Source organism: Streptococcus cristatus (assembly GCF_003944225.1).
Classification (GTDB): Bacteria; Bacillota; Bacilli; order Lactobacillales; family Streptococcaceae; genus Streptococcus; species Streptococcus cristatus_K.
In genome coordinates, this window is sequence record NZ_RJPN01000003.1 from 170,267 (window position 1) to 183,958 (window position 13,692).

Sequence of the window (13,692 nt, forward strand, 5' to 3'; positions counted from 1 at the left end):
CTACTCCATTCTTCTTTTTTGTGCGATTAAGCGCTCCACCTCTAATATAGCGGCATTCTCATCTCCAGTATGCAAAGCTTCTCGAATCTTTTTGCTAATCAGCTGATTATTCTTACGAAGCAATTCGCGTTCCCTGGTCAGCTCAACTTCTGCTAACTCTCCGTCTTCCATCTCCTCTGGCAAATCTTCCTCCAACATCCGATACCAAAGTTGCTGGACCCTTTCCGGTAAGCTAGATAAATCCTGCGAAGTCACTTCACCATTGGCCAGTAAAAGCTCGTATAACTCCTGCAGTTCCGCCGTATCAAAGGCAAAATCTGTGCGAAGCCGATAGCTATTTAAAACCAGCTGATTGTGTACCATACGATAGAGGATATGGATTTCTGCCTTTATCAACCGTGATAGCTGTTTAGACAACGGAAGATCTACCAGTACAGGTCTTCTTAGAGATTCTGACTGCTGTCCGCTTCGACTACTTCGTTCAGCCAAACGGCTATTATTAACCGTGTTCTCTACCTGCTGGTAATCAAAATCCGGCAGCAACTCAGCCAACATATAAATATAGGAATTCTGAGCTGTAATAGACTGAGTTTGAGCAATGATTGGCGCCATTCGCTCCACGAATTCAATCTGAGCCTGCAAATTTTCAATATTATCCGGTTTGAGATAGCGTAAAAGGAACTCTACATCACTAATTCGCGTTTTGGTCAGAAATTGTCTCAATTCCTCGGCAGAATTTTTAGCAATAAACTCATCCGGATCCATATTGTCAGGAAAGGACACAATCTCTACCGACATATCCCGCAGCTCCTCTAAAGCTTTGGCTGTCGCAGCCTGACCAGCCCTGTCTCCATCATAAGTCAGAATAATTTTCTTGCAATACTTACGCAGATGCTGGACATGCTCAGGCGTCAGAGCTGTTCCCATCGACGCGACTGCATTTTCAACTCCAGCCCGATAGGCCGCGATCACGTCCATAAAGCCCTCCATCAGATAGACTTCGTGGCTCTTCTTGATCACCGGCTTAGCCTTATCCAGATGATAAAGCTCATAGCTTTTATTAAAAATAGGTGTGCTGCGACTATTCTTATACTTAGCAGTTTGCGAACCAGCCTCCGAATCTTGCCAAATCCGACCAGAAAAAGCTACAACCTGACCCTTGTCATTGGTTAAAGGGAACATAATCCGGTTCTGAAAAGCATCATAGACCAGATTATTCTCTGCTAGATTAAAAAGTCCCGAGTTCATGATAGTGGACTCATCAAACTTACCAGCCATGCTCTTATGAAGATAGTTGCCTTCATTAGGAGCCAAGCCGATTTGAAAATGCTTAATGACTTCATCCGTCAGCCCACGCTTGTAGAGATAAGCGCGTGCTTCTTCTCCCATTTTGGTCGTCATCAGAACCGCATGGTAAAACTTCGCTGCCTCTGTATGAATATCGTAGAGCTCCTGATGCGGATGAGCCTGTCTCGGTCGATCTGCGCTAGCTCTCTCCATACCTAAGGAAATGCCCGCTCTGTCTGCGACAATCTGCACAGCATCCATGAAGGATACGCCTCGGTAGTCCTCAATAAACTTGAAAACATCCCCCGACTTGCCACAGCCAAAACAGTGATAAAACTGCTTGTCCTCTACAACATTGAAAGAGGGCGTCTTTTCGCCATGAAAGGGACAAAGTCCCAGAAAATTTCTCCCAGCCTTGGTCAAGGCTACCGTTTCTCCTATGACATCGACGATATTGACACTATTTTTTATTTCAGAAATCATTTCTTTATCCAATAGACAATACCTCCAATTCATCACAGAATATCACTCTATATTTTATAATAATTTGACGCAAATGTAAAACATTTGATAGGCAAATGACTTGAAATAATTGCTACTTTAAGCTATAATATAATCCCAAATATTAAATCATTTTTTGAAAGGAAAAGAAAATGCTAAAGGATCTTAAAGAATTTTTGCTACGCGGTAACGTGATTGACTTGGCAGTCGGGGTTATCATTGCGAATGCTTTCGGAGCAATCGTCAATTCATTGATTACTGACGTTATCACTCCCCTCTTCCTCAATCCAATTTTGAAAGCTGCAAACTTGAAGCAAATCGCTGAATTGAAATGGAACGGAATTGCTTATGGTAACTTCTTGAGCGCCGTGATCAACTTCTTAGTAATCGGTACTGTTCTCTTCTTCATCGTTAAGGCTGCGGAAAAAGCACAAAATCTTACTAAGAAAAACGAAGAAGCTGCTGAAGAAGCACCAGCTGGACCAACAGAACTTGAAGTTCTGCAAGAAATCAAGAGCTTGCTTGAAAAACAAAACTAATATCCAAACAGCACTGAAAAAATCAGTGCTGTTTTTATTATGTGTTTCCCATTCAAAAGAAAAAAACAGCCAAATCGGCTGCTTCCTCATTCTATTGATTAGAATTTTTTACGTTTACGAGCTGCTTCTGATTTACGTTTGCGTTTTACAGAAGGTTTTTCATAGAATTCACGTTTGCGTGTTTCTTGAAGAGTACCAGCTTTAGTAACCGCACGTTTGAAACGACGAAGAGCATCGTCAAGAGATTCATTCTTACGTACTACTGTTTTTGACATTTTTTTCACTCCCTTCAAGTCCAAGATCTATTCTATTCTACACGCAAAATGGATAAATGTCAAGAAAAAAACTGCCATAAAGTTATATTATCTTCACTTTCTTTTTTAAAAGCAACAAATTGTTAGAATGAACATCATAATAGCAAAAAGAAATTGATTTTAATCCTGTTCAAAAACGACTTCTCTTTCTTCACCATTTACAATTACGGCTTGGGAATTGTTTATTAGCATTAAACTGAACTGATTTTTATAGGTTTCAAAGGTCTTTTTGCTACTATCAGTAAAAGGCTCCTCACCATAATGTGGAAGGACATAAAAATCCACTTCATCCAATCCTGCTGTATCAGATAACTCTGTCGCTACGGTCTTATCGTCCATGAGTTTATTGTAGTCAATATCCTTAGCTGTAATGATAGCCCCTGCTGATTCTCCCACATAGACCAACCCATCTCTTATTTGTTCTTTGATGAGAGATAGGAGTTGCTTTTTCTTTAATTCTTGCAACAAATAAAAGGTATTTCCGCCTGAGACATAAAGAATCTTGCTTTGGAAAAACTTTGCCTGTGCAGTTTCTCGATCACAAGAAGCAATATCTAGAACCTCTATTTCAAAGCCTAAATCTCTGAATGTTTGCTGAGCCTCATCGATATAGGCAGTATAGTCCTCTTTGTTCCCAGCGGTAGGAATAAATAGAACCTTTTTTTCTAGATTTTTTTCCTTTGCATAATCACTAAAAAGATTTTTGACACCAGCAAAATATGAACATAAAAATAATTGTTTCATGATTGTACCCCCATTAGTTTTTAACAATTTCATAAAGGATCCACGATCCCTTTCTTTGACTAGTTACGAGCTCAAAGCCTATTGATAACAAGAATCGTTTAAATACTTCTTCGCTTTGAAATTTTGGTAAAAAATAAGATAGCTTGTTAGATTCACAAGCTAGTAAGAGCATCCCGTCTGATTTGAGTATCCTTCGAAGCTCTATAAAAGAAGCCTCTAGATCTTGCCAATGAAAATGCGTTTGAAAAGCTGTAATCAAATCAAAACTTTCATCAGAAAAGCCTGTCTCCCTAACGTCCCTTCGTTCAAAATTTAAATTGACCATTCCTATCTGTTTGGCTTGAGCTATTGCAGTGTCTGAAATATCGATTCCAGTTACAGTACTTTGCGGAAAGGTTTCTTTCAGTAGAATGGTTGAACGACCATTCCCAACTCCTACATCTAAGATTGCAGGGTAAGATGTTCTATCCAGATAACGAATTGCCCATACAAACATGGGAAGATAGGTCCAATTCCACAATTTCATCATTCGTTTTCCTAGAAAGCCCGAAGGGTTCTTTGATTGCTGAATCAAAGAATGAAACATGAGTAATAAAAGTATGATAGAAATGATAATTATTATATGAAGCACTCTTCAATCCTCCACTTCTGGATAGCTATATTATACCATTTTAGAGAGATTATAGCTAAATCAATCAACAAAACACTTGCATCCCAAAAGATAACTTTTGGGATGCAAGTCATTCAAAATAGCTGGTTTTTACCTTACAAGGTCTTTCGTTTTTTGGCTTCTTTCGAGAGGGAAATATTCTTAATCTTTTCATAGCGTAAGAAGCGTTGGATGAGGCGCTGGTCGCTTACATCTGGTTTCAAATCAACCACATAGTCCAACTTGATAAACTTATTGTCAACTGACTGAACAGAAGTCAACTCAAAGCTTTTGCAGGATGTTTCAAAGATTGCTTCAAAAAGGACTTCATAGTCTAATTCAGCAGGAATCTGAATTTGAACATAACGTCTGGTTTGGCTAACCGAACTAAAGTCCATCTTTTCAAAAAGCAACCAAAAGAAGGAAATGAGGAGCGTGAAAAAAACTCCTAGAGCTAAGAAACCCATCCCTGTCGTGATCCCAATCGCTGTCGCCATGAAGATGGCTAAAAGTTCTTTGGACCCTCCTGCTGCTGATCTGAAACGAATCAAACTGAATGTTCCTGCTACAGCGACACTAGTTCCCAGATTTCCATTTACCAAGAAAATGATAATGGAAATAATGGCTGGCAAAATAGACAGTGTGATGACAAACTCCTTGGTATAAATAGTTTGGTGCTTATAGACCTTGGCCAAAATAATCCCCAAAATCAATCCCGTCACGAGGGAGGCTATTAGAGCTAGAGGGTTAACCTTAACTTCAGCCGAAGAATAGATACTGTTAAATAGTTGTGTAATCATTGTTTCTCTCCTTAAACCTTGACGGCTTGGGAAACCAATTCTTTAGATTTTAGGTGGGCTTTGCCGTATTTTGAGAAGGACTGATCTTCAAGGCTGTATTTATTCAAGATAGCAGACATCCACTCAGGATATTCCCCTGGAACCTTGATTTCCATAATCACCATATCGTCTTCCAAGAGAGGATAGCCGTGGCGTCCTGAGGTCAGGTCCACATCATAATCACGGAAGCGGATATTGGAATCAACCGTCACACGAACTTTTTTGTCCTCTGAGCCTTTCATTGAGTAACAGTCGTAGCTAATTACCATTTTAGCTTTTAAGCCTGCATAACGCTCCTGCAACAGCTCCACTTCTGTCTTGACCCGCTCATCAGAAATAGTCTGGTCTGTAAAACCTTTCTCAATATAATTAACGACCGAAGTAAGATTTGAAACCAGTCGATACTTGAAGCCAAGGTCCTCCGACTTTTTCTTGATTTCCAAAAATACCTGACTATCCTTTTTTGGCTCCGCTGCATAAGTCCGCATCCGTAGCTTTTCACGACCACCTCTTCTAGCAATCGAATCTTGGATCATTTGAAAATCATCATTGTCAAAATAGACATTTGAAATAGTCGAAGTCGCATAATCATCTGGAATAAGGTAAGCATGCATTTCAGCTTCTAAGCGAGCCAAGGTCGCACGGTCTATGATGTATTTTGTTTCAACACGTTGGAAGTTCGTTTGGATTTGTTTTTGTTTCATTTGTATTTTCCTTTTGTTCTACAAATGTAGTTTAAAATTTTAAAAGAAAGAGAGCCCTTGCTCTATCATCTTCTACTTTCCGGACAGTATTTTCAAAATTTCATTCTACATCTGTAGTTTATAACTGTATTCTACAATTGTAGTTTTTAGAAGTCAAGAGGAAAAGTACTAAAATTTTGAAAAAACTTGAAAATTGACCTCAATTTATGAGTTGAAGATTAGATTTTAGCAAAAATAAAAAAATTCTACCAATCGCTGCTTCTTTCAAGAAAGTCTGATTGGTAGAATCTTTTATCTAATCGTCATCGTCATCATCATCGTCGTCATCGTCTTTATCATCATCACTATCTTTATCCTTACTCTTTGAAGAGCTAGTTTGAGCAGGAGGTTGACAGGTGCTGTACTAGTGTTTGTATTTGAATTTGTCACAGTATTGGTCGCAGGAGTCGGCGAGCTAACACTTCCAGTCTGTCCTGCATTCCCATTCCCACTTCCACTATCAGCTGGAGTCGCTGTAGAAGACGAAGATGGCGGAACTTCTTTTTCAACTGTTACTGTCTTTTCGACAATGGTATGTTGCTTGGATTGGACGACTTTTCCAGTCTTGGCATGACAAGTATCTCATGGGCCGTCTGTCCGTGTGAAAATAGAATCTTATAATTGCCTTTCTCACGTGAAATCTGCACACCCTTAGCGTCCTTTTCAGCCAGAGAAAGTTCCTTCAAAACTGTTTCTAAAACCTGATGCTGACTAAGCCCTTCCGCTTTTTTAGACTCTAAGACAAGTTTACTATCTTGTGCGACTGGATTTTCTAAGGCAAAGACCGAGCTAGTAAAGAGTAAAAGTAGAGGAACTGCTACTACAAAAGAAGCAGACAGAAACTTTTTCGGCAGGCGGCTGTCCATGATACCAATAATCCGCCGCTTAAGATTAAACTTATCCGAGTAAAAACAAGTCGTCAAAGCAATCGGAGTCTTCTTACTACGGTCAATCATCGTCAGAATGGTCTCACCATAAAAAGTCCGATAAGCTGTATCTTTTCTGCTCAAAACATCATAGTCGCAGTACATTTCTCCTGCTTCCTGAGTTTCCCGACAGGCAAAACGGACAACCGGATTAAACCAATGCAGGCTCTTAGCGAGAATCGCAAAAAGATTAATCAAGACATCATAGTGCTGATAATGGGTCAACTCATGCTGAAAAATCAGCTGCAGCTCCTCCTCCGTGTAGTCCAGCTCCGGTAGCACAATCAAAATATCCCTGAATCCCAGCAACATTGGACTCTGTGTCATAGGATAGTGGAGCAGACGAATCTTACTTTTAACGCCCATCTTTTCTTTGATCAAATGCAACTGGAACAAAGTCTCTTCGTCCTCAACCTCTGTCCCCCAACGTTGCAACATCTTTTTGAAACGGATATAAGAATAGGCATACTTACCTAAGTTAAATGCACAACCAAGTAGCCAAATAGCAAAGAATATTTCAAACCAAGGTAGACCTAGAAAAGCCTCCCAGAGATTTGCCTGGCTAGCTTTTTCAGCTACTTGAGAAACAGCCTGCCCTCCACTTATCTGGCTAGCTCTAACGGCTGTCTGAACAGTTGCCCCAGTACTCAGGCGAATAAAGCCAGAGCCAAATTGAGGACGGAATGGGAATAGAAAGCTCAGCAAGATTAAAAACCAGATAAAATACTTGACCTTGACTGAAATCTTGGTATTGAGGGCTGCAAAAAGAAGGCTCAAAAACAGAACCAAGATCGAGGTTGAGAAACTGGTTAAGAGGAAAGACAAAAGGAACTGTTTCATGGATACTACCTCATCTTACTCTTTCTGATTCAGTAAATTACGCAGTTCATCCAGTTCATTTTCTGAAAAAGAATTAGATGAAAAGAGAGTCTTGACAAATCCACCCATAGAATGTCCGCTATAGCGCTTCAAAAAGTCTGACGTCTCTACTTCTAAATATTCCTCTTCCGAAATCAAGGCCGTATACTGCCTCTCACGCCCCTTTCGAACACTTTCTAAAAACCCCTTTTCCGTCAAGCGAGCCAAAACTGTCAACAAGGTCTGAGGCTTCCAATGGTTATCTTCACCCAGCTTTTCCATGATTTGGGCAGAGGTCGTTGGATTTGGCAGGTGCCAAATAATCTTTAAGATGGCAAATTCACCATCTGGTAAACGTTTAATTGAATGATTCATTACATTTCCATACTTTCTAAAGTCTTCTTCTAATTTTATTCTACATATGTCTAATAAAAAAGTCAATCATTATGTAAAAAAAGAGCTGGGAATCACTATTTCCCGCTCTTTCTAGAAAAATAAACTCAACAAAGTCAACATTGCTAGTCCACCCTGCTTAAGCAGAATTTTCGGATCACTGCTAACTGCACCGTAAGCAGCTACCAAGATGATATAAACCATAAAAATCCCCAGCCAAACTGGACTAGGCTGTACAAAGGCCGCAATCAAGACCAAAACAGCTATCAGACCGTTGTAAACCCCTTGGCTTTTGAAAAGAGTATTGACTGACTGCTGCTCCAACTCCTTTTGTGACATACCGAAAACCCGAGCTGTCACTGCAGAAGTCGTCGCGATGGTCTCCAAGTACATAATATAGAAAAATTCCAAGGCAACCAAACTTGCCAAAATCAGTGTAAAAACAGACATTTTCTTCTCCTTATAGAAATTTATGACGAAAAGAAGTATAACATAGTGCAAGAAAAAGCGCTAAAATTTAGTTCCAATAAAATGGACAAAGTGTATTAAAATGTTTTAGATCACATTTTTAAAATAGGCGTAGCAAAATTCAGCATTTTCTGATCAGATGTGGTACAATTCTTTTGAAAAATGGAGGTAAATTATGTTAACCTATGATTTAATTGTCATCGGCTTTGGAAAGGCCGGTAAAACATTGGCAGCCAAAATGGCGGCCCAAGGAAAAAAAGTTGCTTTGATTGAGCGAAGCAAGGCTATGTACGGGGGAACCTGTATCAATATTGCCTGCATCCCAACCAAGACCTTGCTTGTCGCAGCTGAAAAAGGCCTGGCTTTCGACCAAGTCATGGCTGAAAAGAATGCTGTAACCAGTCGTCTCAACGGGAAGAACTATGCAGCAATCAGTGGCACTGGTGTTGACATCATCGATGCGGAAGCTCATTTCCTTTCCAATAAGGTCATCGAAATCACAGCTGGCGATGAAAAAGAGGAACTGACTGCTGAAACTATTGTCATCAATACCGGTGCTGTTTCCAATGTCTTGCCAATTCCAGGACTGACTGAAACTGAGCATGTCTATGACTCAACTGGCATCCAAAACCTGAAAGAACTTCCTAAACGCTTAGGAGTTCTAGGGGGCGGTAACATTGGCCTAGAATTTGCTGGACTCTACAATAGAATGGGCAGTCAGGTGACTGTGCTGGATGCTGCTCCTGTCTTTCTCCCTCGAGTAGAGCCTTCTATCGCTGCTCTAGCTAAGAAATACATGGAAGAAGACGGAATCCAATTCCTGCAAAATGTACAAACCAAGCAGATTAAAAATGATGGTGCTGAAGTTGTGGTTGTGACAGAGGATGGAGAGTTTCGTTTTGACGCCCTGCTCTATGCTACTGGCCGCAAGCCGAATGTTGAGCCACTGCAGTTGGAAAATACAGATATTGAGCTGACAGAGCGCGGAGCTATCAAGGTCAACAAACACTTGGAAACATCTGTACCTGGTGTATTTGCAGCAGGCGATGTCAATGGCGGTCTGCAGTTTACTTATATCTCGCTTGATGACTTCCGTATCCTTTATAGCTATCTGGCTGGCGACGGTAGCTACACACTGGAAGACCGTAAAAACGTTCCTACCAGCATGTTCATCACACCACCTTTGGCTCAAATCGGACTGACTGAAAAGGAAGCCCAAGAGCAAGGATTGCCGATTGCAGTGAAGGAGATTCCTGTCGCAGCGATGCCTCGCGGACATGTCAATGCTGACTTACGCGGTGCCTTCAAGGCTGTTGTCAACACTGAAACCAAGGAAATCGTCGGAGCAACTATCTTCTCAGCTGGAGCTCAGGAAATTATCAATATCCTGACTGTAGCCATGGATAATAACATCCCATACACCTACTTGAGCAAGCAAATTTTCACCCACCCAACGCTGGCTGAAAACCTCAATGATTTATTTGCTATCTAATTTGAAGCCCCTGATGGGGCTTTTACAATCCCTACGAAATTTAACTACATTTCAATCCATTTTTATGGTACAATAATGCTAGTTTATTTTTAAAAAGATTGAGGAAAATTATGTCTGAACTGTATGATATTACGATTGTCGGCGGCGGTCCAGTTGGCCTATTCGCAGCTTTTTACGCTCATCTGCGTCAAGCTAAGGTTAAAATCATTGATTCCTTGCCTCAGCTGGGCGGTCAGCCAGCCATTCTCTATCCAGAGAAGAAGATTCTGGATGTGCCGGGCTTTACTAATTTGACTGGCGAAGAGTTGACTCAGCGTCTGATTGAGCAGCTGGAAACTTTCCAGACTGAGATTTGTCTCAATGAAACGGTGCTGGATATCGTCAAAGCGGATGATGGCTTTACCATCACGACTTCTCAAGCTCAGCATCAGACCAAAACCATCATCATCGCCATGGGAGGCGGTGCTTTCAAACCAAGGGCTTTGGAGTTAGATGATGCTGAAAGCTACAGCAACCTCCACTATCACGTTTCAAACATCAGCCAGTACGCTGGCAAAAAGGTTGTTGTTCTGGGCGGCGGCGACTCGGCTGTTGATTGGGCGTTAGCTTTTGAAAAAATCGCAGAAACCAGCCTGGTTCACCGTCGGGACAACTTCCGAGCTTTAGAGCATAGTGTGGAAGAACTCAAGACTTCTAGCGTTGAGATTAAGACACCGTTTGTACCTAGTCGATTGGTCGGCGAAAATGGTAAGATTACTCACTTGGAAATCAGCCAAGTCAAGGGAGAGGAAAGTCAGCTCCTGCCTCTTGATCATCTCTTTGTCAACTACGGTTTTAAATCCTCTGTCGGTAATCTCAAAGATTGGGGCCTAGAGCTCAACCGTCACAAAATTTTGGTCAACAGCAAGCAAGAAACTTCCGTCCCAGGTATCTATGCAGCTGGAGACTGCTGCAGCTACGAGGGGAAAATTGACCTGATTGCAACTGGGTTGGGTGAGGCACCTACTGCTGTCAACAATGCCATTAACCACATCTATCCTGAGCAAAAAGTTCAACCCAAACATTCTACAAGCCTATAAAAAACAGCTGCCGAGCTCAAGCTCAGCAGCTTTTATAATTCGTCAGCAATTTTATTGATTTTTCTCAAGCGATGATTGACACCGCTCTTAGTTAGAGGCCGGCTCAGACTATCAGCTAGCTGCTGGATCGAATAGTCCGGATGCTGGATACGAAGTTGAGCAACCTCCTGCAGGTCTACAGGTAAACTCTCAATGCCGATATTATCGCTGATTTTGGCAATATTGTTGATGGTTTTCATACTTGCTGTAACTGTGCGAGCGATGTTCGCTGTCTCCGCATTATTGGCACGATTGAGGTCATTGCGCGCTTCCCGCATGAGCTTAAGAGACTCAAACTCAGCCATGGCTTCCATAGCCCCAATGACAATGAGAAAGTCCATAATATCCTCAGCTCGCTGCAGATAGGTCACTGCCCCCTTCTTACGCTCAATCGTCTTGGCATCCAGCAGAAAACGGCGCATCAAGGCAGCCAAATCCTCAGCATGATCCAGATAAACAGATAGGATTTCCAGCTGGTACTTACCTGAGTCCGGCTCCCGCATGCTGCCATTTGAGAGAAAGGCCCCTCGTAGGTAGGCTCGGCTAGCTTCGTCATCTGACAAAATAGCCTGATCAATCCCTGCCTCGATACCAAAAAAGGAATCAGCCAAGTGCAGGTCAGAAAGGATCTCTTCCACTTTCTGATCTAGAAATACTGTATAAACTCGGTTCTTGCGCAAGTTGGTCTTCTGATGGTGGCGGATTTCTGACTTGACCTGATAAAGATCCAACAGCAATTCATAGAGATGGCGAGCAATCTTGGCATTTTCTGTTGAAATGGATAAGGTGAGGCCGGTCGAAGAAATTCCTAAACTACCAGCCATCTTGATCATGGCAGCCAACTCGTTTTTGTCTTTTACAGATAAGCTTAAAAGCTCTTCTTTTACTTTTACTGTAAAGCTCATTTGCGCACCTGTATAATCTGCATCAATTCATCCACAAGTAACTCTCCGTCATGGAAAGCTCCGCCATTTTCCAAACGAAGGAAATTCGATGAAATGACACGCGGAACTTGCTCTTGCAGCCCTCGAAAATTATGCTCCACCTGAACCAGATATTCATCAAATTTATTGCTATTCATATACTCGCGCGGAACTGGCTCGATATTGACCAAGACAGTATCAATGAACTTTTTGCCCAGATGACGATGCAAGACCTGAACGTGGTCGCTATCTGAAAAGTGCTCAGTTTCGCCGCGCTGAGTCATAATGTTGCAGACATAGGCTACTTCTGCCTTAGTATCTAAAATAGCTTGGCCGATTTCTTCGATTACGAGGTTTGGCAAGATGGAGGTAAAGAGAGAACCCGGTCCCAGCACCACCATATCGCTATCCAAAATGCTCTGGACCACCTTTCTACTGGCAACAGGCTTTTCATCATCATAGGTATTGGTCACATAGACCCGCTCAATCATACCAGCCTTACTAGCTAGATTGCTCTCACCGACAACTTCTGTTCCATCTGTAAACACAGCATGCAGAGTCAGCGGAGTGTCGCTTGAAGGGTAGATTTTACCTGTTGTATGGAAAAACTTGGTCAGAAGCTGCATGGCGTTATAGGTAGAGCCCTGCATTTCGGAAATGCCTGCAATAATCAGATTCCCAAGGGGATGACCTGCTAGAACACCATCTCCTTTGGCAAAGCGATACTGGAAGACCTTCTCATAAAACTTTGGCATATCAGACATAGCCACCAAAACATTTCGCAAGTCACCCGGCGGCGTCAGCTGCTGGATGTTCTTACGCAGCTCACCAGAACTGCCGCCATCATCTGCAACTGTGACAATAGCTGTGATTTCTACATCCTTTTTCCGCAGGCTGTCTAAAATGACTGAAATTCCTGTACCGCCGCCGATAACTGTAATTCTCGGTTTTCTCATGAGCGGTTCACCGTTTCCTTCCGGCGATTTTTGTCACGATGGCTGGCATTGACAGGCCAATTTTTCGCCAAATCATCCGCCAAACGCTGTGCAAAGGCCACACTACGGTGCTGTCCGCCCGTGCAGCCGACTGCGATGGTCAGTACAGATTTTCCTTCCTTTTGATAGCCAGGCAAAATCGGCTCAATCAAGCCCAGCAAATGCTGGTAAAACTCTTCTGACTCCGCATGGTTCATGACATAATCAAAGACATCCTTGTCCAATCCTGTCTGATTGCGCAGCTCAGGTTTATAGTAGGGATTAGGCAGGAAACGTACATCAAAAACCAAGTCCGCATCCAGAGGCAAACCATATTTAAAACCGAAACTCATAACCTCGATGCGGAAACTGTGCAGGTCAGCCTGGTTTGAAAATTGTTCAGAGATGGTCTTTCTGAGCTCCCGTGGTGTCAGTTCCGTCGTATCTACAACATTTTGACTGAGGTTCTTCAGAGGCGCCAAGAGTTCACGCTCCAGCTTTATTCCATCTAAAATTCGCCCGTCAGCTGCCAAGGGATGACTGCGCCGGGTTTCTTTATAGCGAGCCACCAACTCCTTGTCGGCCGCATCCAAAAATAAAATTTTAAAATCAATTTCCGTGCTTCTTTCTATCTCATCCAAAATATCCTGAATCTCCAAAAAGAAGGAGCGACTCCGCATATCAACAACCAGAGCCAACTTATCATTGTCCTTTGTCCCTTCGACCAACTGCAAAAACTTTGGTACTAAGGTCGGCGGCATATTATCAATGGTAAAATAACCCAAATCCTCAAAAGACTGGATGGCGACAGTCTTTCCAGCACCGCTCATTCCTGTCACAATCACTAATTGAATCTTGTGTTCAGCCATTTTTTCTCCCTTCATCTAACATTTTATTTCTAAAAAAGGACGGGAAACTTCTCCC

The 13,692-nt window shown here is 42.1% G+C and carries 14 protein-coding genes and 1 pseudogene; 3 read left to right on the top strand and 12 right to left on the bottom strand.

Going from position 1 to position 13,692, the window contains the following annotated elements; translation table 11 throughout:
* Positions 1 to 1,803, bottom strand: a complete 1,803-nt coding sequence (dnaG, locus tag D8797_RS05290) for a DNA primase (RefSeq protein ID WP_312023860.1) — start codon at positions 1,801 to 1,803, stop codon at positions 1 to 3.
* Between the two features lie 137 nt (positions 1,804 to 1,940).
* Here dnaG and mscL point away from each other — a divergent pair, with 137 nt between their 5' ends.
* On the top strand, positions 1,941 to 2,327 hold the full coding sequence (gene mscL, locus D8797_RS05295; RefSeq protein ID WP_125371418.1) for a large conductance mechanosensitive channel protein MscL: 387 nt from the start codon (positions 1,941 to 1,943) through the stop codon (positions 2,325 to 2,327).
* 98 nt (positions 2,328 to 2,425) lie between these two features.
* Here mscL and rpsU read toward each other — a convergent pair whose 3' ends face one another.
* The 8 genes and pseudogenes from rpsU to D8797_RS05335 all read right to left on the bottom strand — a co-directional run bounded on the left by rpsU (position 2,426) and on the right by D8797_RS05335 (position 8,243).
* Complete coding sequence (gene rpsU, locus D8797_RS05300) at positions 2,426 to 2,602, bottom strand: 30S ribosomal protein S21 (RefSeq protein ID WP_000048054.1); 177 nt, start codon at positions 2,600 to 2,602, stop codon at positions 2,426 to 2,428.
* Positions 2,603 to 2,761: 159 nt separating this feature from the next.
* Positions 2,762 to 3,385, bottom strand: a complete 624-nt coding sequence (locus tag D8797_RS05305) for a Type 1 glutamine amidotransferase-like domain-containing protein (protein WP_125379548.1) — start codon at positions 3,383 to 3,385, stop codon at positions 2,762 to 2,764.
* Between the two features lie 13 nt (positions 3,386 to 3,398).
* Positions 3,399 to 3,971 carry a class I SAM-dependent methyltransferase gene (locus D8797_RS05310; protein ID WP_376739409.1) on the bottom strand — a complete coding sequence of 191 codons (573 nt, stop codon included), beginning with the start codon at positions 3,969 to 3,971 and terminating at the stop codon, positions 3,399 to 3,401.
* Positions 3,972 to 4,150: 179 nt separating this feature from the next.
* Positions 4,151 to 4,834, bottom strand: a complete 684-nt coding sequence (locus tag D8797_RS05315; protein ID WP_125379550.1) for a DUF4956 domain-containing protein — start codon at positions 4,832 to 4,834, stop codon at positions 4,151 to 4,153.
* Between the two features lie 11 nt (positions 4,835 to 4,845).
* Complete coding sequence (locus D8797_RS05320) at positions 4,846 to 5,577, bottom strand: polyphosphate polymerase domain-containing protein (protein WP_125379551.1); 732 nt, start codon at positions 5,575 to 5,577, stop codon at positions 4,846 to 4,848.
* Between the two features lie 295 nt (positions 5,578 to 5,872).
* Positions 5,873 to 7,382: pseudogene (locus D8797_RS05325) on the bottom strand (M56 family metallopeptidase).
* A 15-nt stretch (positions 7,383 to 7,397) separates the two neighbouring features.
* Positions 7,398 to 7,775 carry a BlaI/MecI/CopY family transcriptional regulator gene (locus tag D8797_RS05330; protein WP_005592027.1) on the bottom strand — a complete coding sequence of 126 codons (378 nt, stop codon included), beginning with the start codon at positions 7,773 to 7,775 and terminating at the stop codon, positions 7,398 to 7,400.
* 111 nt (positions 7,776 to 7,886) lie between these two features.
* Entirely contained in the window at positions 7,887 to 8,243 is a 357-nt protein-coding gene (locus tag D8797_RS05335) for a DUF1304 domain-containing protein (protein WP_125379552.1), read from the bottom strand.
* Between the two features lie 193 nt (positions 8,244 to 8,436).
* Here D8797_RS05335 and D8797_RS05340 point away from each other — a divergent pair, with 193 nt between their 5' ends.
* Together D8797_RS05340 and D8797_RS05345 are read left to right on the top strand one after the other, a co-directional pair.
* Positions 8,437 to 9,753, top strand: coding sequence for an FAD-containing oxidoreductase (locus D8797_RS05340; RefSeq protein ID WP_125379553.1), 1,317 nt, complete (start codon positions 8,437 to 8,439; stop codon positions 9,751 to 9,753).
* A gap of 110 nt (positions 9,754 to 9,863) precedes the next feature.
* Positions 9,864 to 10,832, top strand: a complete 969-nt coding sequence (locus D8797_RS05345; protein WP_125379554.1) for an NAD(P)/FAD-dependent oxidoreductase — start codon at positions 9,864 to 9,866, stop codon at positions 10,830 to 10,832.
* Between the two features lie 32 nt (positions 10,833 to 10,864).
* Here D8797_RS05345 and whiA read toward each other — a convergent pair whose 3' ends face one another.
* Genes whiA through rapZ form a run of 3 tightly spaced genes read right to left on the bottom strand, consistent with a single transcriptional unit; the run spans position 10,865 to position 13,637 of the window.
* Positions 10,865 to 11,776: a DNA-binding protein WhiA gene (gene whiA, locus D8797_RS05350; RefSeq protein ID WP_005590210.1), complete on the bottom strand. Its 912-nt coding sequence runs from the start codon at positions 11,774 to 11,776 to the stop codon at positions 10,865 to 10,867.
* Positions 11,773 to 12,750 (bottom strand): YvcK family protein, encoded by a 978-nt coding sequence (locus tag D8797_RS05355; RefSeq protein WP_125379555.1) that lies wholly within the window; start codon positions 12,748 to 12,750, stop codon positions 11,773 to 11,775. The genes whiA and D8797_RS05355 overlap by 4 nt, the downstream gene beginning before the upstream one ends.
* Positions 12,747 to 13,637 (bottom strand): RNase adapter RapZ, encoded by an 891-nt coding sequence (gene rapZ / locus D8797_RS05360; RefSeq protein WP_125379556.1) that lies wholly within the window; start codon positions 13,635 to 13,637, stop codon positions 12,747 to 12,749. The genes D8797_RS05355 and rapZ overlap by 4 nt, the downstream gene beginning before the upstream one ends.
* Between the last annotated feature and the right edge of the window lie 55 nt (positions 13,638 to 13,692).